Source organism: Vreelandella xerophytica, from assembly GCF_968048975.1.
The window spans coordinates 1,344,871-1,365,508 of sequence record NZ_OZ309106.1; the positions used below are offsets into that span (position 1 = coordinate 1,344,871).

General features: G+C 61.5%; 18 protein-coding genes and 1 riboswitch. Of the genes, 10 read left to right on the forward strand and 8 right to left on the reverse strand.

Features of this window, described 5'->3' with window-relative positions; translation table 11 throughout:
- Positions 1 to 67: 67 nt before the first annotated feature.
- From zwf to ACWF8S_RS06405, 3 genes are read left to right on the forward strand one after another with little or no spacing between them, the layout of a single operon-like run.
- Complete coding sequence (gene zwf / locus ACWF8S_RS06395) at positions 68 to 1,561, forward strand: glucose-6-phosphate dehydrogenase (protein WP_447556009.1); 1,494 nt, start codon at positions 68 to 70, stop codon at positions 1,559 to 1,561.
- Position 1,562: 1 nt separating this feature from the next.
- Positions 1,563 to 2,228: a 6-phosphogluconolactonase gene (pgl, locus tag ACWF8S_RS06400; RefSeq protein WP_447556010.1), complete on the forward strand. Its 666-nt coding sequence runs from the start codon at positions 1,563 to 1,565 to the stop codon at positions 2,226 to 2,228.
- A gap of 50 nt (positions 2,229 to 2,278) precedes the next feature.
- A complete protein-coding gene (locus ACWF8S_RS06405; RefSeq protein WP_447556011.1) occupies positions 2,279 to 2,941 on the forward strand; it encodes a bifunctional 4-hydroxy-2-oxoglutarate aldolase/2-dehydro-3-deoxy-phosphogluconate aldolase in 663 nt (220 codons plus the stop codon).
- 142 nt (positions 2,942 to 3,083) lie between these two features.
- Here the strand turns inward: ACWF8S_RS06405 and ACWF8S_RS06410 are convergent, their stop codons facing one another.
- From ACWF8S_RS06410 to ACWF8S_RS06445, 8 genes are all read right to left on the reverse strand, one after another.
- The gene (locus ACWF8S_RS06410; protein ID WP_447556012.1) at positions 3,084 to 3,698 is read right to left on the reverse strand and encodes a 2-dehydro-3-deoxy-6-phosphogalactonate aldolase; all 615 of its coding nucleotides are present in this window, start codon (positions 3,696 to 3,698) and stop codon (positions 3,084 to 3,086) included.
- Entirely contained in the window at positions 3,695 to 4,690 is a 996-nt protein-coding gene (locus ACWF8S_RS06415; protein ID WP_447556013.1) for a 2-dehydro-3-deoxygalactonokinase, read from the reverse strand. The genes ACWF8S_RS06410 and ACWF8S_RS06415 overlap by 4 nt, the downstream gene beginning before the upstream one ends.
- A 46-nt stretch (positions 4,691 to 4,736) precedes the next feature.
- Positions 4,737 to 5,885, reverse strand: a complete 1,149-nt coding sequence (dgoD, locus tag ACWF8S_RS06420) for a galactonate dehydratase (RefSeq protein WP_447556014.1) — start codon at positions 5,883 to 5,885, stop codon at positions 4,737 to 4,739.
- Positions 5,886 to 5,924: 39 nt separating this feature from the next.
- On the reverse strand, positions 5,925 to 6,638 hold the full coding sequence (locus tag ACWF8S_RS06425) for a FadR/GntR family transcriptional regulator (protein ID WP_447556016.1): 714 nt from the start codon (positions 6,636 to 6,638) through the stop codon (positions 5,925 to 5,927).
- A gap of 217 nt (positions 6,639 to 6,855) precedes the next feature.
- Positions 6,856 to 7,821 carry a glucokinase gene (gene glk, locus ACWF8S_RS06430; RefSeq protein WP_447556017.1) on the reverse strand — a complete coding sequence of 322 codons (966 nt, stop codon included), beginning with the start codon at positions 7,819 to 7,821 and terminating at the stop codon, positions 6,856 to 6,858.
- Positions 7,821 to 9,710 (reverse strand): phosphogluconate dehydratase, encoded by a 1,890-nt coding sequence (gene edd / locus ACWF8S_RS06435; RefSeq protein ID WP_447556018.1) that lies wholly within the window; start codon positions 9,708 to 9,710, stop codon positions 7,821 to 7,823. The genes glk and edd overlap by 1 nt, the downstream gene beginning before the upstream one ends.
- Before the next feature lie 213 nt (positions 9,711 to 9,923).
- Positions 9,924 to 13,130, reverse strand: a complete 3,207-nt coding sequence (locus tag ACWF8S_RS06440; protein WP_447556019.1) for an efflux RND transporter permease subunit — start codon at positions 13,128 to 13,130, stop codon at positions 9,924 to 9,926.
- 9 nt (positions 13,131 to 13,139) lie between these two features.
- Positions 13,140 to 14,195: an efflux RND transporter periplasmic adaptor subunit gene (locus tag ACWF8S_RS06445; protein WP_447556020.1), complete on the reverse strand. Its 1,056-nt coding sequence runs from the start codon at positions 14,193 to 14,195 to the stop codon at positions 13,140 to 13,142.
- Positions 14,196 to 14,374: 179 nt separating this feature from the next.
- Between ACWF8S_RS06445 and ACWF8S_RS06450 the strand changes: the two genes are divergently transcribed.
- From ACWF8S_RS06450 to ACWF8S_RS06480, 7 genes are all read left to right on the forward strand, one after another.
- Positions 14,375 to 15,856, forward strand: a complete 1,482-nt coding sequence (locus tag ACWF8S_RS06450) for an efflux transporter outer membrane subunit (RefSeq protein ID WP_447556021.1) — start codon at positions 14,375 to 14,377, stop codon at positions 15,854 to 15,856.
- A 129-nt stretch (positions 15,857 to 15,985) separates the two neighbouring features.
- Positions 15,986 to 17,020, forward strand: coding sequence for a nicotinate-nucleotide--dimethylbenzimidazole phosphoribosyltransferase (gene cobT / locus ACWF8S_RS06455; protein ID WP_447556557.1), 1,035 nt, complete (start codon positions 15,986 to 15,988; stop codon positions 17,018 to 17,020).
- 20 nt (positions 17,021 to 17,040) lie between these two features.
- A complete protein-coding gene (gene cbiB, locus ACWF8S_RS06460; protein ID WP_447556558.1) occupies positions 17,041 to 17,988 on the forward strand; it encodes an adenosylcobinamide-phosphate synthase CbiB in 948 nt (315 codons plus the stop codon).
- 82 nt (positions 17,989 to 18,070) lie between these two features.
- Positions 18,071 to 18,604, forward strand: coding sequence for a bifunctional adenosylcobinamide kinase/adenosylcobinamide-phosphate guanylyltransferase (locus ACWF8S_RS06465; protein ID WP_447556022.1), 534 nt, complete (start codon positions 18,071 to 18,073; stop codon positions 18,602 to 18,604).
- A complete protein-coding gene (gene cobS / locus ACWF8S_RS06470) occupies positions 18,601 to 19,362 on the forward strand; it encodes an adenosylcobinamide-GDP ribazoletransferase (RefSeq protein ID WP_447556023.1) in 762 nt (253 codons plus the stop codon). Before ACWF8S_RS06465 ends, cobS begins: the two co-directional genes overlap by 4 nt.
- Positions 19,314 to 19,958, forward strand: a complete 645-nt coding sequence (locus tag ACWF8S_RS06475; protein ID WP_447556024.1) for a histidine phosphatase family protein — start codon at positions 19,314 to 19,316, stop codon at positions 19,956 to 19,958. The genes cobS and ACWF8S_RS06475 overlap by 49 nt, the downstream gene beginning before the upstream one ends.
- On the forward strand, positions 19,910 to 20,347 hold the full coding sequence (locus ACWF8S_RS06480) for a bifunctional adenosylcobinamide kinase/adenosylcobinamide-phosphate guanylyltransferase (RefSeq protein ID WP_447556025.1): 438 nt from the start codon (positions 19,910 to 19,912) through the stop codon (positions 20,345 to 20,347). The genes ACWF8S_RS06475 and ACWF8S_RS06480 overlap by 49 nt, the downstream gene beginning before the upstream one ends.
- 20 nt (positions 20,348 to 20,367) lie before the next feature.
- A riboswitch (cobalamin riboswitch) is annotated at positions 20,368 to 20,608 on the forward strand.
- Positions 20,609 to 20,638 lie beyond the last annotated feature (30 nt).

A 20,638-nucleotide genomic window follows, 5' to 3' on the forward strand; every position in this document is an offset into this window, starting at 1 on the left:
TAGCCGACATCGGATAGATTTTAGGTAATTCAACAACGTTGAGCGGCGCAAGGATCAAGGAGCCACGATGAGTCAGCCTCAATCCCCTTTAGGCGATCCCAACCATGCGATCGATCTGGCGCTTTTCGGCGCGCTGGGGGATCTTGCCATGCGCAAGCTGTTTCTTGCCCTTTATCACCTGGACCGTGAAGGGCTGTTGCCCGAAAAGACGCGCGTTCTGGGGCTGGCCCGCCAAGAGCATGACACCAGAAGCTTTCGCCAGCAGGTCGGAGAGGCGCTGAAAAAGCGCTTAAAGGAAGAGGAGCAGGACGAGCAGAGTCTTGCGCGCTTTCTGGACCGCCTTGAATACCTGCAGCTCGATTTCAAGAGTGCGGAGGGCTACGCTGCGATCCGAGAGTGGCGCGAGGGCTCCCCGCGGCCCATGGTGGTGTATCTTTCCGTGGCGGCACGCATCTACGGCGATATCTGCCATCATCTTTTCGAGAGCGAAAGCCTGGATGACGACACCCGAGTGGTGGTGGAAAAGCCCATCGGCTACGATCTCGAGTCCTCCAAGGAGGTGAATGACGCCATTGGTGCGGTGTTCCCCGAGGAGCGCGTCTACCGCATCGATCATTACCTGGGCAAGGAGACGGTGCAGAACCTGATCGCGCTGCGCTTTGCCAACCCGCTGTTCGGTACCCAGTGGAATCAGAACCACATTTCCCACGTGGAGATTACCGTGGCCGAGAAGGTCGGGATCGAAGGGCGCTGGGGGTACTTCGACGACGCCGGTCAGCTCAGGGACATGGTGCAGAACCACCTGCTGCAGCTTCTATGCTTGATCGCCATGGACCCGCCCTCGAACCTGGACGCCGATGCCATTCGGGACGAGAAGGTGAAAGTACTCAAGGCGCTCAAGCCCTTCACCGGCGAGGCGCTGGGGCGCGACGTGGTGCGCGGCCAGTACATTGCCGGTAGCAGCGACGGGCAGTCGGTACCGGGTTATCTCGACGAAGAGGGCGCCAATACCGACAGCCGTACCGAAACCTTCGTGGCGATGAAGACCGAAGTAGCCAACTGGCGTTGGGCAGGGGTGCCGTTTTACCTGCGGACCGGCAAGCGTATGCCGGAGAAGCTGTCGCAGATCGTCATCCACTTTCGCCAGCAGCCGCACTACATTTTCGACCCGGACCAGCGCGACATCGCTTCCAACAAACTGATCATCCGTCTTCAGCCCGAAGAGGGGATCGCCCTGCAGGTACTTACCAAGGACAGCGGCCTGGATAAAGGCATGCGCCTGCGCCCGGGCCCATTGCATCTTGATTTCAACAGCGCCTTTCCCAAGTCGCGTATTCCCGACGCCTACGAGCGGCTGCTGCTGGAAGTGATGAAGGGTCAGCAGTACCTGTTCGTGCGTCGCGACGAGGTGGAATTCGCCTGGCGCTGGTGCGATCAACTCATCGAAGGTTGGAAAACCCGCGAGACACCCCCACGGCGCTATCCTGCGGGCTCCTGGGGGCCGGTGGCCTCCATTGCGATGATTACCCAGGACGGGCGCAGCTGGTACGAGGATTACTGATATGAGTAACGTGCGTAACGCCTTGGCCGAACAGCTGGCCGAAGCGGTCTTTCAAGCCTTGAACACGGATCTGGACCAGCAGGAAAAAGTGCTTCTGGTCGTCTCCGGTGGCTCGACGCCGATTCCCTTTTTCAAGGCCCTGGCCGAGAAGCCACTTGCCTGGGAACGGGTACAGGTCACGCTGGCCGACGAGCGCTGGGTCGATGACCAGAACAGCGACAGCAACGCCAGGCTCGTGCGCGAGCATTTGCTGATAGGCGAGGCGGCCAATGCGGACTTTATACCGTTGACTTCCTCGGCTGGAACACCGGAAGAGGGGGTGGAAGAGGTGGCACGGCGCACCGAGTCGCTTGCCTGGCCGGCGAGTGTGGTCATTCTGGGGATGGGCGGCGATGGTCACACGGCCTCGCTCTTCCCGGACAGCCCCGAGCTGGGACTGGCGCTGACCACTGACGATCTGCTGGTGGCCGTGCGCACCCCCAGCCAGCCCCAGCCGCGGATCACTTTCAGTGCGGACCGCCTGCACCAGGCGCGCCGCCACTTTCTGCACATTACCGGCGACGACAAGCGCGACGTGCTTGCCGATGCCCTGGGAGGCGACGACGCTCGCCGACGTCCCATACGCGCTTTTTTAAGCTGTCCGCTGGCGATCTACTGGGCGCCCTGAAGCATCCTGTTGACGCTGGCGTCCCTAACAAACGATTTGGAGACCCCACCATGACCATCGATAAACAGCTGCCCTCGACACGCACCGCCGAGCTGGACAGCATCTGCCTGAAAGCCGAAGTCATTCCGGTCATCACCATCGACCGCCTGGAAGACGCCGTGCCCCTGGGCCGCGCGCTGATCGAAGGTGGCCTCAACGTGCTGGAGGTGACGCTTCGCACCGCCTGCGCGCTGGACGCCATCAAGCGCATGAAAAAGGAACTGACCGGTGCCAGTATCGGCGTGGGTACCGTTTTGACGCCTGCCCAGTATCGCCAGGCCGAGGAAGCCGGTGCCGACTTCGTGGTCACCCCCGGCACGACCGATGCCCTTTACCGCTACGGCGTGGAAAGCCCGGTGCCCATGCTGCCAGGCGTCTCGACCGTCTCGGAACTGATGACCGGCTGGCAGTACGGCTACCGGCGCTTCAAGTTCTTCCCCGCCGAATCCAGCGGCGGCTCCAAGGCCATCAAGGCCATGGGCGGACCGATTGCCGAGGCGCGCTTTTGCCCCACTGGCGGCATCACCCTGGATAACGCCGAGGAGTACCTGAAGCTGCCCAACGTCATGTGCATCGGCGGCTCTTGGCTTACGCCCAAGTCGCTGGTTGAAGCCGAGGACTGGGACGGCATCAAAAAGCTTGCCCAGGAAGCAGCCGAGCGCTTTCACCACTGATATCCTGAACGCCTGCATGTTGGTTCGGGAAAAGCTCAGGTAGCCGGATTGTCTGGGCTTTTCTTATGTTAAAGCAGGTAAGATCCCTGAATAATCAATTGATGGCGTCACGCGTCACGCGTCACGCGTCAGGCGTCAGGCGTCAGGCGTCATCGGCTGACGCTGCCTGCCAAGCGTTTACCAGCATTAGGGCCTGGCGCGCAACGTCTTCGGCGGTTTGGCCGGGCTTGAAAAGCGCGCTGCCCAGTCCTGCGCCGTCCACACCAGCGCGACGCCACTGGACGAAGTTGTCACGCCCGATACCACCCACCGCGTAAAGCAATGTCTCAGGAGGGAGTACCGCACGCACCGCTTTCATTCCCTCGATACCTACCTGAACGGCGGGAAAAAGCTTGAGTCCTGTGGCACCGGCGTCAAGTGCGTCAAACGCTTCGCTGGGCGTGACGATACCTGGCCAACTCTGCATTCCGAGCTTATGGGTCTGCTCGATCACCGCCGGCCTGCAGTTGGGTGAAACAATCAGGCGTCCCCCCGCGGCGTGCACGTCCCGGGCCTGGGCAGGAGTAAGCACCGTACCTGCGCCAATGACCGCCTGCTCACCAAACGTGTTGGCTAAATACTCAATACTTTCAAGCGGTTCGGGAGAGTTGAGCGGGACCTCGATGTAGGTAATACCTGCATCGATCAACACCTGGGCTATGGCGCCGACTTCAGTAGGTGTTACTCCACGTAAAATACCAATCAATGGTAGCGTCATGAGATCTCCCAGCGAGGGTGAAGTGAGAGCGTGCTGTGGGTGAGCGTCAGCCCGGCCAGTACCGCGGCGTCGCCGTCAAGACATGTATGGGGTTGCTGAATGGCGTCAAGCGCCAGGGCGTAGCGCCTGGTGAGCGCCTGCCCACCGATCAACGTTACCGGAGAATCGTTTTGCATCAGTGATGCCGCTCCGGCAAGCTCCTGGCCAATGACCAGACCGGAAAGCCGCGCGCCCAAGAGCTGACTGCGCGGCTCGTGCTCGGGCAACGTCGTATCGAGCAGGTCACGGGCGCGAAGGCTAAACAGCGTGTTGCTGAACTTTTCAGGTGCTTTAACGCATTCCTGTACCGCTGTCTGAAAAGCCTCTTGGCAGGCACTATTGTCGATATCAGTCGTGACCGAATGACGAAGCACCGAGCGCTGCGCCAGCAGTTCAAAAAGCTCGCCGCTCAGAAAGGTAGCAAAGCGTGTGAGGGCACCCTTTTCAAGGTAGGCCCATTTCGAGTGAGTGCCGGGCAGACAGGCAAGACCCGTAAAGCCTGGGGTATGGGCAACTAGCCCTGCAAGCTGAGTCTCCTCCCCACGCATGACGTCAAAGCCGTGCTCCTGCCCTGCACGCTGGCTGATGCCGGGTAGTAGCGCTACGTTTAGCCGGGAGTCATCAAGGCGTGGGTATACTGCTGCATGGCTTAGTCGATCGAGTGATGCAGGTAGTGTCAGGTAAGCGGCCTCTTGCCAACCCTGACGAGCACCGGCCATGCCGCATATCATCACCGTGACCGGGCGTTCGGGGAGCCAATCACTTACCAGACGGAAAAGCTCTCCTTCAAATTCGGCCGGGGACAGGGCGAGCATCCCTTTGTCGCTTCTGTTTTGTGCGATGACATGGTTGTCTTCATCCATTGCCCATACCCGCAGGTTGGAAGAGCCCCAATCCACGGCTATCCAGTCAAGCCGTTGGCTACAACTGCTTTCCTCGCAAGTGTCTTTCATACAAGCCTCCCAGGCCAAGCCAGGTAAAAGGTACTATACAAACGGCCTACCATTCGGCGATGGAACCATCGGCATGGGTCCAGACCGGGTTGCGCCAGCGATGGCTGATCTTGGCACGCTCTTCGACAAACTGTTCGTCGATCTCGACGCCTAGCCCCGGACCTTGAGGAATTGCACAGAAGCCGTCCGCTATATGTAGCGCGGTTTTATCCACCAGATAGTCAAGTACATCATTGCCCTGGTTGTAGTGGATGCCCATGCTCTGCTCCTGGATAAAAGCGTTGTGACTTACAGCATCCAGCTGTAGCGAGGCGGCCAGGGTCAGGGGGCCAAGCGGACAATGGGGGGCCAGGGCTACATCGTAGGCTGAAGCTAATGATGCGATCTTGAGCCCTTCACTGATACCTCCGCAGTGAGAGAGATCCGGCTGGACGATATCGATCATGCCGTCGGCAAGCAAATCACGGAACTGGAAGCGAGTATGCAGACGCTCGCCGGTAGCCAGTGGATACCCAAGCCCGCCCGCGATGTCTTTCAGACAGGGCAGGTGCTCAGGCGCTACCGGCTCTTCAACGAACATGGGGTGGTAGGGCTCAAGCTCGCGGAGTAGCGCCTTGGCCATGGGACGATGAACGCGACCATGGAAATCGATACCGATTCCTACATCCGGGCCTACTGCGTCGCGAGCCTCGGCTACCCGGGCCACCGCCTCATCGATCTTGCGGTGGGAGTCGACGATCTGCATTTCTGGTGTGCCATTCATCTTGAAGGCGGTAAAGCCCTTTTCGACCAATGCCCTAGCCCCCGCGCCTACCTCGCTTGGCCGGTCGCCGCCGGTCCAGGCATACATGCGCATCTTGTCGCGTACCGCCCCGCCCAGAAGTTGGTGCACAGGCACGCCCAGGTCGCGGCCTTTCAGGTCCCAAAGCGCTTGGTCGATACCCGCAATGGCGCTCATCAGAATTGGCCCACCGCGATAGAAGCCCGAGCGGTAAAGCGTGTTCCAGATGTGCTCGATGCGGTGCGGGTCTTCACCAATCAGATAGTCGGAAAGTTCGTGAACGGCGGCTTCGACCGTGGCCGCACGTCCTTCGATCACTGGCTCACCCCAGCCGTAGCACCCTTCGTCGGTTTCGATTTTCAGGAACAGCCAACGGGGCGGTACCTGCCAGGTTTTTAGCCGGGTGATTTTCATGTGTGCTCCTTTCTGAAAACGGGAGATGATCAAGGGACATCAATCGGCAATTCCCAGATCTTGTGCGGTGCGCAGCAATACCTGGCGGGCCGCGCGGCTTGCCGCTTCGCTGTTGCCGGCTTTGATCGCTTCAAGCAGGCGGGCGTGGCGCTTTAGACTGTCGTCCAGAGTTTCCAGGCGATCCTGAGAGCCTTGTACCAACGCCATGATGCAGGGGCGCAGCACATGGCCCATTTGCCGCCACACCAGGTTATGGCTTGCCTTGTAAATGGCGTCATGAAACAGCACGTCAAACTCGGCATGGCGGGCGCGGTCCTTGCTGGCGCTTTGCTGCATGCCTTCAAAGGCTTGGGTCAGACGAGCGATGTCGTCGGCGCTCGCCGCCCGAGCAGCAAGCGAGGCCACTACCGGCTCCGCCGAAAGGCGAAAAGCGTAGATAGATCGAATCAGTTGTGGATCGAGCCGGGTGAGTCCGGTCATCCACTCACTGACTATCGGGTCCATAAGATGCCAATCACTGATGGCGCGAACGACGCTGCCGCGACCAGCGGTGCGCTCCAGAAGCCCGGCGGCGGTAAGTTTGGCCAGGGCATTACGTACTTGATTGCGGCTGATGGCAAAATGCTGGGCGATATCGAGTTCCTTGGAAAAGACCTCGCCGGGCTGCCATTGCCCGCTCAAAAGTGCTCGAGCTAAAAGTCTTGCCAGGTCGTCGGCATCGCCGATGTGTTCCGGCAGAACATCCAGTGACATGAAAAGCTCCTTGAGGCTATCTTTTATGAGCGGCTCTTTTATGAGCAAATCTTTTTTTATTGGCGAAGCTTTTGTAAGCGAATATCGCGGAGTCTATTAAATGTCTGACATTTAGACAAGCCGACGAAAGTCTTTAAAGGGGTCGAGAATTCGATGAAGTAAAGGCTACAAAAGACATCGTGGGCAGCGAACAAGCATGAGCGCTGCCAATCAAACGCTAGAGGACTTCTTCGTTATGCAGCGCTTCTGCCGCACCCAGTAGCCCGGTCCAGGGGTGGGTGACGACCCAGACAGGAATGTCGGCGTTGTAAGCCTGCATTCGGCCCTTGTTGCAGAAACTTGCGGTGAATTCGCTTCTGGGCAACCAGTCCAGAAGCCGGGGGAGGATGCCGCCGCAAAGATATACCCCGCCTCGGGCGCCCAGGGTCAGCGTGGCATCCCCACCTACGTCGCCCAGAATTTTAAGAAAGCGCAGAAGAGCCGTGCGTGCAAGCTCATCACCCTCGTCGGCGCCCTGGGTTATTTCCGCTGGGGTGTCAAAGCGTGGCGTGGCACCGCTCAATTCGCAGTACGCCAGATAAAGCTCCCAAAGCCCGTGGCCGCAGAGAAGACGCTCGACGCTGACCCGGTCGTGACGCTTCTGGAAAAAGCGCAGAAGCGCCAGCTCGTGCTCGTCTGTGGGTGCAAAGCTTGCATGCCCCCCTTCGGTGGGCAACGGAATATAGGCGTGGCGACCGGGAAATACCCCGGCAACGCCAAGGCCGGTGCCCGGGCCCATGACCAGCCGTGTGGTATGCGGCTGAACCGAGCCTGGCTGCACTTCGAAAAGATGCGTTTCATCCACATGGGGCACACCCAGGGCCTGGGCGGTGAAGTCGTTGATCACCTTGAAAAGGCGCAAGTTCAGCGCTGCCTTCACTTCGTTCTTGGTAAAATCCCAGTGATTGTTGGTCATCTTGACCCGCTCGCTGTGCACCGGGCAGGCAAAGGCCAGGCACGCCTCGATGGGGGCGAGCTCATCGATAGCGCCGACCAGATTGAGGTAGTCCTCGATCGCCTCGATGGGCCCCGCGTAGTCGGCGCAGGGCAGGTTATGCATGTCGTAAGGGGCGGTGTCGCCGGGAATCACCAGCGCAAAGCGAGCGTTGGTGCCACCGATATCGCCGATCAACGCCGGTTTCATCAAGCGTCCTCCTGGGCGATCTGGTTGGCCTGGCGAGTGAGGTCGTCGACTTCGAAGCCGCCGAAGACGCCGGCGCCTTCCTCGGCGCGCATGGCCAGGTGGCGAAAGCCGCCGAACAGCTCACGGCCCAGCCCCACGTGGTAATGCTCGAGAGTGGTGTGAGCGGGTCTGCGTTCGGCCCAGGTGGCGGGGTCCACTCTGGCCTCGAGCACGCCGGTGTTGGCATCGAGCGCGACCACATCGCCGTCGCGCAGTTTGGCCAGCGGGCCGCCGTCCAGCGCCTCGGGACTTATGTGAATGGCGGCAGGCACCTTGCCCGAAGCGCCGGACATGCGCCCGTCGGTGACCAGCGCTACCTTGAAGCCGCGGTCCTGCAGAACGCCCAGAAAAGGCGTTAGCTTGTGAAGCTCCGGCATGCCGTTGGCCTTGGGGCCCTGGAAGCGCACCACCACGATCACGTCGCGGTCGAGTTCGCCGGCTTCGAACGCGCCTTTCATCTGGTTCTGGTCATCAAAAATACGCACCGGCGCCTCGAGCACCCGGTGCTCTTCAGCCACGGCGGAAATCTTGATCACGCCGCGGCCGAGATTGCCGTCCACGACGGTGAGCCCGCCGGTCGGCGAGAAGGGGCGCGAGGCCGGGCGCAGCACCTCGTCATCCAGGCTCTTCTCGGGGCCTTCGCGCCAGACGAGCTTGCCGTCTTCAAGGAAAGGTTCTTGGGTGTAGGCGCTCAACTCAGTACCGAACACGGTAGGAATATCGCTGTGCAGAAGGCCCGCGCCCAGAAGCTCGCGAAACAGATAGCTCATGCCGCCGGCAGCCTGGAAGTGATTGATGTCCGCCTGACCGTTGGGATAGACCTTCATCAGGCTCGGCGTGATCGCGGAAAGCTCGGTGAAGTCGTCCCAGGTCAGCGTGATGCCCGCCGCGGCGGCCATGGCGATCAAATGCAGGGTGTGATTGGTCGACCCGCCGGAGACCAGAAGCCCGACCACCGCGTTGACGATGGCGCGCTCGTCGATCTGCTTGTAGAAGGGGCGGTACGTGCCGCCGGCCTCGGTGTTGCGAATGGCCTGCTCGGTGGCGTAGCGGGTGAGCGCTTCGCGCATCTCGGTGCCTGGATTCACAAACGACGTGCCGGGCAGGTGCAGGCCCATCACTTCCATCATCAGCTGGTTGGAGTTGGCGGTGCCGTAAAAGGTGCAGGTACCGGGGCTATGATAGGACTCGGACTCGGCCTCCAGCAGTTCCGCACGGCCCACCTTGCCTTCGGCGAAAAGCTGACGCACCCGGGCTTTTTCCTTGTTGGGCAGGCCAGACGGCATCGGGCCCGCCGGCACGAACATCGCCGGCAGATGGCCAAAGCGGGCGGCGCCAATGAAAAGCCCGGGCACGATCTTGTCGCACACGCCCAGATAAAGCGCGGCGTCGAACATGTTGTGGGAAAGCCCCACGGCGGTGGCCATGGCGATCACATCCCGCGAAAAAAGCGAAAGCTCCATGCCCGGCTGGCCCTGGGTGACGCCATCGCACATGGCGGGTACGCCGCCGGCGAACTGGGCGGTGGAGCCCATGGCGCGGGCCGCATTGCGGATCGTTTCCGGGAAGGTTTCAAAAGGCTGGTGCGCCGAGAGCATATCGTTGTAGGCCGAGATGATGCCCAGATTGGCACTGTTCATCAGCTTCAGCGAGTCTTTCTCCGGCGGGCTGCAGGCGGCGAAGCCGTGGGCCAGGTTGCCGCAGGAGAGTTCGGCGCGGTGAACGCCGCGCTGGTGCTGGTCGGCCATGCGCTGCTCGTAAAGCGCCCGGCGCTCCCGGGAGCGTTCGCCAATTCGCCGGGTTACCTCGGCAACGGTGGCATTCAAAGTAGCTGATGTCGAATTCGGCATGGAAACCTCGGCTGGGCGTTGAGTCAGGTCGGCTGTGTCGTTATTTTACCACTTTAAAGGCAGTTTAAGCCCGGTATTGTAAGTCGGTAAGCTCTTTTGTCAGCATCGAGTTGTTTTATTACCTAATAGCCCGCTGGTCGGCTGCCTTGCCGACCAGCGGGTATCGTTACTGCGTTATACCTTGATACTAGACATTGATGCTGAACATTGACATCAAGCGGAAGCGCCGTTTTCTTTTTCCACTTCGTCGCTTTGGATTTTGAAGAACAGCGCATAGAGCGTGGGGACGGCGATCAACGTGAGTATCGAGGCAAACAGCAGCCCGCCCATGATGGTGATCGCCATGCTGTTGAAGAAGGCATCCCACAAAAGCGGAATCATGCCCAGTACCGTCGTGCCCGCCGCCAGAAAGACCGGCCGCAGACGGCTGATGCTGGCATCCACCAGGGCAGTGAAGCGTGGCGTTCCTTCGCGTATCTGCTCGTCGATCTCGTCGACCAGCACGATGGCGTTTTTCATCAGCATGCCCGAAAGGCTCAGCATGCCCAGAAGCGCGGTAAACGAGAAGGGCAGGCCGGTGACGAGCAGCCCGATGACCACACCACAGACCGACATGGGCACCACCAGCCAGACGATCAGCGGCTGGCGCAACTTGCCAAACAGCAGAATCGAGGTGAGCACCATGATCAGAAAGCTCACCGGCAGCTGCTGGCCAAGCGACTCCTGGGCATCGCCGGAGTCCTCGTGTTCGCCGCCCCACTCGAGTGTATAACCGGGCGGCAGTTCGATGGCCTCGATTTCCGGGCGCACGGCCTCGAAGGCCTGGGCGGCGGTGTAGCCCTTGTCGGGTTCGGCGCCCACGGTCAGGGTGCGCACCCGGTTGCGCCGCTCGATCAGCGCTTCTTCTGAGCGTATTTCAAAGCCGTCGACCACCTGGGTGATCGGCACGAACCGCTCTTGCGCCTCGCTGTAGATCTGCCGATCGCTCAGAAGCGCCACGTCGTCACGCTCGGCCTGGGGCGCGCGGGCGGTGATGGGGATCAAGTGTTCACCCTCGCGGTAGGTGCCCGCGCGAATGCCCGAGGAGGCGAACTGCAGCGTCTGGGCGATGTCTTCACGGGTGACGCCGGCGATGCGTGCCCGCTCCTCGTTGATGAGCGGTGTGACCACCAGCTCCTGCTGACGCCAGTCGATGCGCTCATCGATCAAAAAGGGGTTGGCCGCCATGCGTCGGCGGGCCTCGTTGCCCAACTCGCGCAGCACTTCCGGGGAAGGCCCTTGAAAGCGCGCCTCGATATCCGCACCGTCGCCGGGGCCGAACTGCAGGCGCTGGGTACGCACCTGGGCGTTTGGGAAGCGCTCGTTGAGCTCTTTATAGAACTGGCGGTCGAGTGCGTCGATGGGATCGAGCTCACTTGTGCGGATGATGAACTGCGCGTAGGCGGTATTGGGCTGCTCCGGGGAGTAGGTGAGCATGAAGCGCGTCGCGCCCCGGCCGACGAAACTTGCCACCGATACCACGTCCTCGTGTTCGAGAATGTACGCCTCGATCTCTTCGACATCGCGAATCGTGGCGCGAATGTCCGTGCCCTGGGGCAACTCATAATTGATGAAGAAAAGCGGCGTGCTGGAATCCGGAAAGAACGATTGCGGCACCAGTGAGAAGGCCCACATGCACACCCCGGTAAGCACGACGAGTGCCGCCACGGTGATGAGGCGTATTTTCAGGGCGGCCAGCAACATGGCCCGGTAGGTGCGGTAAACGATACCCCCAAGGCCGCGATCGTTTCCTTCCTGCTGGCTGTCTTGTTCATCGCTGTCCTGTTGGTCGCCTGCCTGGTCGCTGCTTCCCTGATCGGTGCTGTCGCGGGCGTCAGCACTGTCTTGTTGAAGGTTTTCGTCCTCCTCGTCCTCCTCGTCTTCATCGTCCTTCTCGCCTTTCTTGCGCAGCAGGTAGTAGCCGAACAGCGGGGTCACGGTGAGCGCGAGCAGCCAGCTCAGCATCAGCGATACCAGAATGACGATGAACAGGGAAAACATGAATTCACCGGTCACGTCATCGGAAAGGCCGATGCCGGCGAAAGCCATGATGCCGATCAAGGTGGCGCCGAACAGGGGCATCTGGGCGCGGGTGGCGGCAGCACTGGCCGCCCTTTTGGCCTTCATGCCATTCTTGATGTTGGTGACCATGCCTTCGGCCACCACGATGGAGTTATCCACCAGCATGCCCATGGCGATGATCAGCGCGCCCAGTGAGATGCGCTCCATCTCGATGTTGAAGATGCCCATGACAAGCAGCGTGCCCAGCACGGTGAGCAAGAGGGTACTGCCCACCACCACGCCGATTTTCCAGCCCATGATCAAGCAGAGCACGCCGATGACGATGGCGACCGACATGGCCAGATTGATCAGAAAGTCGTTGATCGCCTCGTTGACCACGTTGTGCTGTTCATACAGCGGGTTCAGCTCCACGCCCAGAGGAATGCGACTTTGCAACTCCTCCATGCGCGCCTCGACCGCCTCGCCGATTTCGATGATGTTTTCAGTGGCGATACCGGCAATACCCAGGGTGAAGGCGGACTGGCCGTTGTAGCGCACCACGTGCTCGGGAATGTCCGTTGGCTGGCGATAGACGGTGGCGATATCGGCAAGCGCGACCTGCTCGGTGGTGCCGGGTCGACCAATGCGAATGGATTCCAGAAGCGTCGTGCTGTCGATGTTGGAGCGCGCCACCAGGCGTACCTGACGATCCCCCACCCTGAGCGTGCCGGCAGCCTCCACGGCGTTCTCGGTCTGGATGGTATTGATCACCTGGTCGATGGGAATGCCCAGCGTGGTGAGACGCTCGTTGGAGATATCGATATAGATACTCTCCTCGCGCTCGCCGGAGGAGCTCACCCGGGCCACCCCCGGCACCGCCAGCAGTTCACGCTGCAAAAACGTCGAGATATCGCGAATCTCCCGGGCGGTGAAGCCCTCGGCGGTGACCGCGTAAAACAGGCCATACACCTCGCCAAAGTCATCGTTGACCTGGGAGGTTCTCGCCCCCTGGGGCAGATCCGCCTGAGCGTCGTTGACCTTGTTGCGCAGCTCGTCCCAGATCTGGGGCAGTTCGTCGCTGCCGTAGGTGTCCTGGATCTCGACCTGGATCTCCGAGCGGCCGGGCAGGGATTTCGAGTCGAGCACGTCGATCTGGGGCATGTCCTGAATGGCCCGCTCCAGGCGCTCGGTGACCTCTTCCTCGACCTCTTCGGCGGTGGCGCCGGGGTAGGGCGTATTGATGATGGCATAGGGAATGGTGAAGGAGGGGTCCTCGAGCTTGCCGACGGTATTGAACCCCCAGATGCCGCCAAAAAGGCAGATCACCACGATCAGCCAGGTATTGATGGGCTTTTCGATGGAACGTTTTGCAATATCCATGTGGCCCCCTTAAAGCGCTGCGTCGAGCGGCTTGACCCGCATGCCGTCGCGCAGCAGGTGCACGCCAGTGGCCACCACCTGGGCGCCCGCTTCCAGACCTGCGGTAATCATCACCCGGTCATCGACCATTTCCCCCACGCTGACGCTCTGTGGCGTCACCACGCCTTCATCGGCATCGAATACCCACACTCTGAACTCGCCCTGGGCATCGTTATCCAGGGCGCTGCTGGGCAAGGCGATCAAGGGGCTCTCGATCTGCTGTTCCGGCTGAAGATACACCGTGGCGGTGGTGCCGGGCAGGGCGATGATGCCTTCGTTTGCCGGGGCGAACTCGACCTCATAGGTTTGCGCGACTTCATCGGGTTCGGTGATATGCTCCCGGTACTCGAGCGGGATACGCTGGCCTGGGAGCGTGGCGATCTCCGCCTCGGCGCTGAAATGCCGACCGTTTTCCAGATGCTGCATCAGCGCCTGGGGCACGTTGAAGCGGATACGCAGCTCCGAGACGTCTTGAATGCGCACGACCTCAGTGTTGGGCGGAACGGTGGTGTAGTTTTCCACCAGACGGCGGGCAATCAGTGCATCAAAGGGGGCGATGAGCGTGGTGTATTCAAGCTCCTGGCGGGCGCTGTCGAGCTGGGTCTCGGCGCGTTCGAACTCGGCGATTGCGCTATCCAGCACTGCCTGGGAAGCTGCGCCCTGGGCGCGCAGGCTGCGTTGGCGGTTCAGGTTGTGACGGGCCTGTTCGTGATCGGCCTCGGCGGCGCGTACCTGCAGCTCGTAATCGGTCTGATCAAGCCTTGCGATCAACGTGCCCTCTGGGATAATTGCGCCCTGCACGGCGGGAAAGGCTTCTATTCGACCGCCCACCCGGAAGGCGTAGTTCACCGTGCTCCTGGCATCGACCCGACCGACGAAGCGTCGTCCGGGATAAACCGTCTGCTGGTTCGCCTCGACGAGTTTGACGACCTGGGCGGGGCGCTCCTGCTGCTCTTCGTCATCACCACAGCCGGCTATCATCAAAGGGGTAATGAGTAAAACTATCCATAAAAGAACCGGCCTCATGCGTTGCCTCCCTGCAGGCGGTGTACGTTCAGTAAAGTGGGGTGGTATTACGACAGGCACCTACTATAGTAGGTGCCTGTAAAAGAGGCGAACAGTCGTTTTAAGTTTTTCATCAATAACAAGTGACGGGTTCATAAATCAAAATGCGCGGGTAAGTTATTAAAAAGCAAGGAGTGTTGATGAAGAACGGATGCAGGCAAGGCCGCTGGCTGGGAGCGGTACTCGTAACGCTTTTGACCGGCTGCGCGGTGGGGCCTGATTACCAGGCCCCACAACTCGAGCTGCCAAAGACCTGGCCCGAGCACATTACCCTGAGCCAGGCCGAGCGCGGCGAGTGGCGAAGCTGGTGGCGCCGCTTCGAGGACCCGGCACTCGACGCGCTGGTAGAGCGTGCCACCGACGACAACCTGGAGCTTGCCATTCAGTTGGCGCGAATCCAGGAAGCCCGCGCCCAGCTAGGCTTTGCCGACGCCGAATTTTTCCCAAGCGTGGGGTACCAGTTGGACGCCAACCGCGAGCGCACCCCCGGGGCCTCCATTCCCATCGACATCGAGCCTGTGCAGGATCTTCTTACCTCGACCAACAATCAGTTTTCCCTGGCCGGCAGCCTCGAATACGAGTTCGATTTATGGGGTCGGCTGGCGCGCCAGCGTGAAGCGGCGCTGGCGGCCTTCGACGAGAGCCGGTTTGCCCACGACGCCGCGGAAATCGGCGTGATTGCCGATGTGGTCACCACCTACTTCGATCTCAAGAGCGCCCAGTTCCAGCGCCAGATTCTGCTAGAGACCGAAGAGACCTACGAGGAGACCTATCGCCTTCAAGAGCTGCGCTTCGATCTGGGCGATATCAGCGAGCTTTCCCTGCGTCAGGCCGAAGCCGAGTGGCGCGGCGTGCGCACCGAACTTCCCCGGGTAACCCAGCAGGTGGAAACCTTAAAGGGGGCGCTGGCCATTCTGGTGGGCCTGACACCGGCGGAACTGATGCGTGAGCTCGACTTCGGCAATACCCACCTCAGCGAGATTGCCGAGCCGGAGCGCCTGCCCTATCTACTGCCCTCGGAGCTTCTTCAGCGCCGCCCGGATATCCGCTCGGCGGAAGCGATGCTGATGGCCGCCACCGCCCAGGTAGGTGTGGCCGAAGCCGCCCGGTTGCCCTCGCTCAACCTGAACGCCTCGCTTGCCAGTGTCGCCGCCGACTCGAGTGATCTATTCACCGACAACGCCCGCGCCTGGGGGCTTGGCGCCTCGATCGTCGGCCCGCTTCTGGATTTTGGACGCACCCGCGCAGGCATCGAGACCGCCGAGGCCCAGGTGGAACAGGCAGACGCCCAGTACCGCTTGACCGTGTTGACCGCCTTCAACGAGGTGCGCGACGCGCTCAACAACTATGAGCTGACCCGCGAACGCGAAGCGGCCGTCGAGCGCCAGATCGGCGCCGTCGAACGCGCCCGAGACCTCGCGGTACTGACCTACGATCAGGGCCAGTCCAGCATGCTCGAGCGCCTGGACGCCGAACGCTCGTTTCTCTCGGCCCAGCTGGACCGCGCCGAGGTGCGCAGCGAACGCCTGACCGCCGTGGCCACACTGTTCAAGGCGCTGGGTGGCGGTTGGGGAAGCCGTGACGATGCGCCGGCCAATGTGTCAGCCCAAGCCGCGCGCTGAGCCCCCGCGCCGAGAAGAGGCGGGGTCTTGAGCGTTGGTTATCTTGAGCCTCGGTCATCTTGAACGTCGCGGCGCAGGGCTTTTGTTATCATGAACGTTTCTACTAGCCGCTGCGCCGCCGGAGCCCCCATGCACGCCGTGATCGATCGCATCCAACCCCTCGACAAAGGCCTGGGCGACAAGGCGCGAGCCTACCTGGATACGCTGACCAAGCCACCGGGAAGTCTTGGCCGACTGGAGGCGCTTGCCGTCAGCCTTTGCCAGATAACTGGCTCGTTAACGCCCAGAGTCACGCCGCCCGGTGTGATCGTCTTCGCCGCCGACCACGGCGTGGCTGCCGAAGGGGTGTCAGCGTTTCCCCAGGAAGTCACCGCACAAATGATCGCCAATTTCGCCCGGGGTGGGGCGGCCATCAACGTCTTCGCTCGCCAGATTGATGCTCGTATGGAAGTGGTGGACGTGGGCGTGGCAAGCGATGTCGAGACTCCTGGCGTGGTGGTGGCCAAGGTACGCCGAGGAACGCGTAACTTCGCCGTGGAAAATGCCATGACCGCTGAAGAGGTCGAACAGGCAATGGTCGCCGGGCTGCACGCCGTCGAACGGGCAAGGCAAGGTGGCTGCCGTAGTGTGATTCTCGGCGAAATGGGCATCGCCAACACCACCGCCAGCAGCGCGGTACTGGCAGCGCTCTTGAACCACCCGGTAGAGGCACTGGTTGGTGGCGGCACGGGGCTTTCCAAAACGCGTCTGCCTCATAAGATCCGCGTGATCGAGCGCGCGCTCGATGAGCGAACGTTCACTTCTGAGCCGCTCAGTATACTGGCCGCCCTCGGCGGGCTCGAACTTGCCGCCATGGCAGGCGCCTTCGTGGGTGCGGCGGCCAGCCGCCTGCCTGCGGTGGTGGACGGCTTCATTGCCACCGCCGCGGCCCTGGTTGCCGTCAGACTCTGCCCCGACGTGCGCGACTACCTGATTTTCAGCCACCGCTCCGCGGAGCCTGGCCACCGTGTGGCCCTTGAGGCGCTGGACGCCACGCCGCTGCTCGAGCTCGAGCTGCGTCTGGGCGAGGGCAGCGGGGCCGCGCTTGCCTTTCCATTCTTGAGTGCCGCTGCCGCCATGGTCAGTGACATGGCGACGTTCTCCAATGCCGGGGTGGCGCGCTAGTGGGAACATGGCTTGTCATCATGGCCTTGGCGGTGGACCTGGCCGTGGGCGATCCCAGGCGCTTGCCTCATCCGGTGGTGGGCATGGGCTGGGTCATCAGTGCTCTCGAGGCGCGGCTGAACCGCGGAAAACGCCTTGCCCGGCGGCTCAAGGGCGGACTCGTAACGCTTTCGGTGGTGGGCGGTGTATTTGGGCTCGCCACGCTACTTCTCAAGTTCTTGAGCATGGTGCATCCTTGGCTGGGGTTTGCCGCCGAGCTTTGGCTGCTGGCAACGACGCTGGCCATCAAAGGGCTCGCCGAGGCAGGCCGGGCCGTTGCCGTGCCGCTTGCCCGCGGGGAGTTGCCAACTGCTCGCCGAATGCTTGCCCGGGTGGTGGGGCGCGATACCCAGACCTTGAACGAGGCCGAGATCGCCCGGGGCGCGGTGGAAACCATGGCGGAAAACAGCGTGGACGGTATCACCTCGCCGCTCTTTTTCGCGTTGATCGGTGGCGCGCCGCTGGCGCTGGCCTACAAGGCGGTGAACACTCTCGACTCCATGGTGGGGTATCGCAACGAACGCTTTGCGGATTTCGGCCTCGTCTCCGCCAAGGTGGACGATATCGCCAACTGGCTGCCTGCCCGGCTGACCGCGGTGTGTCTCTGGGCGGCAGGCGCGCTCTTGAAGGTCACCGGCAGGCAAGCGCTGTACGTTGCGGGGGCCTTCACCCAGACTCGCCGCGAAGCGCCGCGCCACCCAAGCCCCAACGCCGGCTGGCCAGAGGCCATGGTTGCCTGGCTTCTGGGCGTAAGGCTGGGCGGATGCAATACCTACGAGGGCGTGGCGTCTTACCGGGCCACCCTGGGGCCGGGAGTCGATGCGCTGCACGCCGGCCACATCGACGTGACCATTCGTCTGCTGCATATCGCCTGGGGGCTTTTCTTGATCATGATGATTACTCTGGGTGTGATAGGAGGGGCATTTTGAATGGCCTAAAAAAGCCCGAAGGCGGTGCGATCAACCAAGAGGGCTCTGTTGATCGCACCATGAATATGCAAGCCGCTGCCTGATGATCGTCTTCGTCAGCGGCGGCGCACGTTCAGGAAAATCCCGGCTGGCCGAGGGCCTCACTCTCGAAGCGGCGCGAGGGTGGTGTTATTACGTGGCCACGTCAAACGCAGGCGACGGCGAAATGCGGGAGCGGGTGGCGCGCCATCAGGCCCGGCGGGACAGCCGTTGGATAACCCTGGAGGCACCGGTGAGCCTGGCGCAGGCGCTGGCCCGTATCCCGGACGGCGAGGCCGTGCTGATAGACTGCTTGACGCTTTGGGCAAGCCAGCTGCTTTTCAGCGCCGGCTTGAGCGAAGGCGAAGGGACAAGGCAGTTGGCAGCGCTTCTGAACGACGCCCGCGCCCGCGGTCTTTACCTGGTGGTGGTTTCCAACGATATCAACGAAGCGTTGCTGCCCGATGATCCGGGCGTCCGGCGCTTTGTCGGTTTTCTGCAAGACCTTCACCGACAACTTGCCCGCGAAGCGGACTCGGTCATCGAAGTGGTCGCCGGGTGCGGTATCGAGTGGAAAACCCAAGGGTCCCTGTCGTGAAAAATGCTCTGTTCGGCGCCGTGCTGGCGTTTCAGTTTCTCACCCGCGTGCCGTTGCCCTTGCAGTGTCCCTGGAATGCACACACGCGGCGCTGGGCGCTTCGCACCTACCCGGTGGTGGGGCTTGTCATCGGCGCCGTGCTCACCCTTGCCGCGCTGCTGTTGGGTCAGATGTCCATGCCTGCCCCCGTCACCGCACTGGTACTCTTGAGCCTGTGGGTCGGGCTGAGCGGCGGGCTTCATCTGGACGGCGTCATGGATCTGGCGGATGCGCTGGGCAGCAATCAGTCGCTCGAGCGGCGCCTTGCCATCATGAAAGACCCCCAGGTGGGCAGCTTTGGGCTTCTGGCGCTTTTTTTCCTGCTGGCCTGGAAGGCGGTACTGCTCTGGGCGCTGGTGCGTTTCCAGGCGCCGCTTGTCTGGCTCTTGATCCTTCCGGCCATTGGCCGTTTTGCCGGCGGGGCGTTTCTGGCCTTGAGCCCCTGTGCCCAGCAGACGGGCATGGCATTCAACTTCAAGCGCTCGCTGAGCCTGCGCGATGTGTGCCTCTCGCTTGTGCCGCTTCTGGCGGTGGGGCTTTTTTATCCCGCCTTGGCCCTGTGGCTGGTGGCGGCACTTTCATTCAGCGTGCTGTATCGCGCCAGGATGCTGCACATTTTCAAAGGCATCAATGGCGACATGGCGGGTGCCTTGATAGAAGGAGTAGAGCTTTGGCTTATGATCTTGATGTGGAGCTGGTGGTGGTTCGCCACGGCATAACCGCCTGGAACCTTGAACGGCGCTACCAGGGCCAGCGCGATATCGAGCTGCTGTTGCCCGACGCACAAGCGGGACTCGATGCGCTTTATCAGGCGCTCAAGGAAGAGACCTTCGACGCCATCTACTCAAGTGATCTGACCCGGTGTCGGCAGACCCTTGACTGGATACAGCCCGACGTCGATAAATCGCTGGTTTATCAGGAGATTCGGCTCAGGGAGCTTGACTTTGGCGAGTATGAAGGCAAGGTATACGACGATCTGAAGGACCAGCCTCATTACCGGGCCTGGATTGATAGCGTCGGAGAGCTTAGAATCCCCGGCGGCGAATCGGCTCAGGACCTGCGTGACCGTCTGGACGCCTGGCTTGAAGAGGTGGCTGGTAACGCCCGTGCCCACGGCCACCGCCGTGTACTGGCGGTGACTCACGGCGGTGTCATTCGCGAGCTGCGACGGCGATTCGAGACCGTTTCCTTCTGGGAGGCTACCGTGTCACAGGCCACGGGAAGACGCCTGACGTTAACCTACTGCGCTAAAAGAGGGGAGTGGCAATGCAGCTTTTCATCGGCGGTGCCCGCGCTGGAAAACGAGACGTCGTAAAGCAGCGCTTTCAACACGCCGCGTGGTGGACGCTTGCCCCCGGCCAGCGCCTGTCTGACTGCCACTCCATTCTGGTTCCCGATAAACCGCTGGTGATCAATGGCTTTTTAAACTGGGTAGCTCGAAACGGCGCCCGCGAGGCCGACAACGACCGCCTGCGCGCCCAGTGGGACGCGGATATCGATGCCCTTTGCCAGGCCGCCTTGGCGTGCAACTCGACGCTTGTGTTCATCATGAACGAAGTCGGCCGGGGCCTTGTGCCGATGGCGCGCGAGGACCGACGTCTTCGCGATCTGAACGGCTGGCTCAGCCAGGACGCTGCCAAGCGCGCCGAGCGCGTCTGGTACGTGCGTCACGGCCTGACCCAGGCGCTTGCCGAGTGTCATTGACCTTGTAAGACCAACTTGCTAGTTTACGCCCTCTTCTAGGTGCTGACGTTGAACCGTCAGTTAAACGGGAAGCTGGTGTCCATTCCAGCGCTGCCCCCGCAACGGTAATCGAGTCAAGAACGGCCATTACGCCACTGTGTCACGGTGTATTTCTCGGGCTTCATGCCTTGAGTCACGCCACGACATGGGAAGGCGCCGTTTGTAGAAGGCCCTGCCTTTTTACTCGTCAGCCCGGAGACCGGCCCAGGAGTCACGGTTTCAGAAACCACTACCTGTCGGCACGCGGAGGGC

Bases quoted from the DNA above. Each gene is read 5' to 3' on its own strand.
- zwf (WP_447556009.1), top strand. From the start codon at position 68: ATGAGTCAGCCTCAATCCCCTTTAGGCGATCCCAACCATGCGATCGAT.
- pgl (WP_447556010.1), top strand. From the start codon at position 1,563: ATGAGTAACGTGCGTAACGCCTTGGCCGAACAGCTGGCCGAAGCGGTC.
- ACWF8S_RS06405 (WP_447556011.1), top strand. From the start codon at position 2,279: ATGACCATCGATAAACAGCTGCCCTCGACACGCACCGCCGAGCTGGAC.
- ACWF8S_RS06410 (WP_447556012.1), bottom strand. From the start codon at position 3,698: ATGACGCTACCATTGATTGGTATTTTACGTGGAGTAACACCTACTGAA.
- ACWF8S_RS06415 (WP_447556013.1), bottom strand. From the start codon at position 4,690: ATGAAAGACACTTGCGAGGAAAGCAGTTGTAGCCAACGGCTTGACTGG.
- dgoD (WP_447556014.1), bottom strand. From the start codon at position 5,885: ATGAAAATCACCCGGCTAAAAACCTGGCAGGTACCGCCCCGTTGGCTG.
- ACWF8S_RS06425 (WP_447556016.1), bottom strand. From the start codon at position 6,638: ATGTCACTGGATGTTCTGCCGGAACACATCGGCGATGCCGACGACCTG.
- glk (WP_447556017.1), bottom strand. From the start codon at position 7,821: ATGAAACCGGCGTTGATCGGCGATATCGGTGGCACCAACGCTCGCTTT.
- edd (WP_447556018.1), bottom strand. From the start codon at position 9,710: ATGCCGAATTCGACATCAGCTACTTTGAATGCCACCGTTGCCGAGGTA.
- ACWF8S_RS06440 (WP_447556019.1), bottom strand. From the start codon at position 13,130: ATGGATATTGCAAAACGTTCCATCGAAAAGCCCATCAATACCTGGCTG.
- ACWF8S_RS06445 (WP_447556020.1), bottom strand. From the start codon at position 14,195: ATGAGGCCGGTTCTTTTATGGATAGTTTTACTCATTACCCCTTTGATG.
- ACWF8S_RS06450 (WP_447556021.1), top strand. From the start codon at position 14,375: ATGAAGAACGGATGCAGGCAAGGCCGCTGGCTGGGAGCGGTACTCGTA.
- cobT (WP_447556557.1), top strand. From the start codon at position 15,986: ATGCACGCCGTGATCGATCGCATCCAACCCCTCGACAAAGGCCTGGGC.
- cbiB (WP_447556558.1), top strand. From the start codon at position 17,041: ATGGCCTTGGCGGTGGACCTGGCCGTGGGCGATCCCAGGCGCTTGCCT.
- ACWF8S_RS06465 (WP_447556022.1), top strand. From the start codon at position 18,071: ATGATCGTCTTCGTCAGCGGCGGCGCACGTTCAGGAAAATCCCGGCTG.
- ACWF8S_RS06480 (WP_447556025.1), top strand. From the start codon at position 19,910: ATGCAGCTTTTCATCGGCGGTGCCCGCGCTGGAAAACGAGACGTCGTA.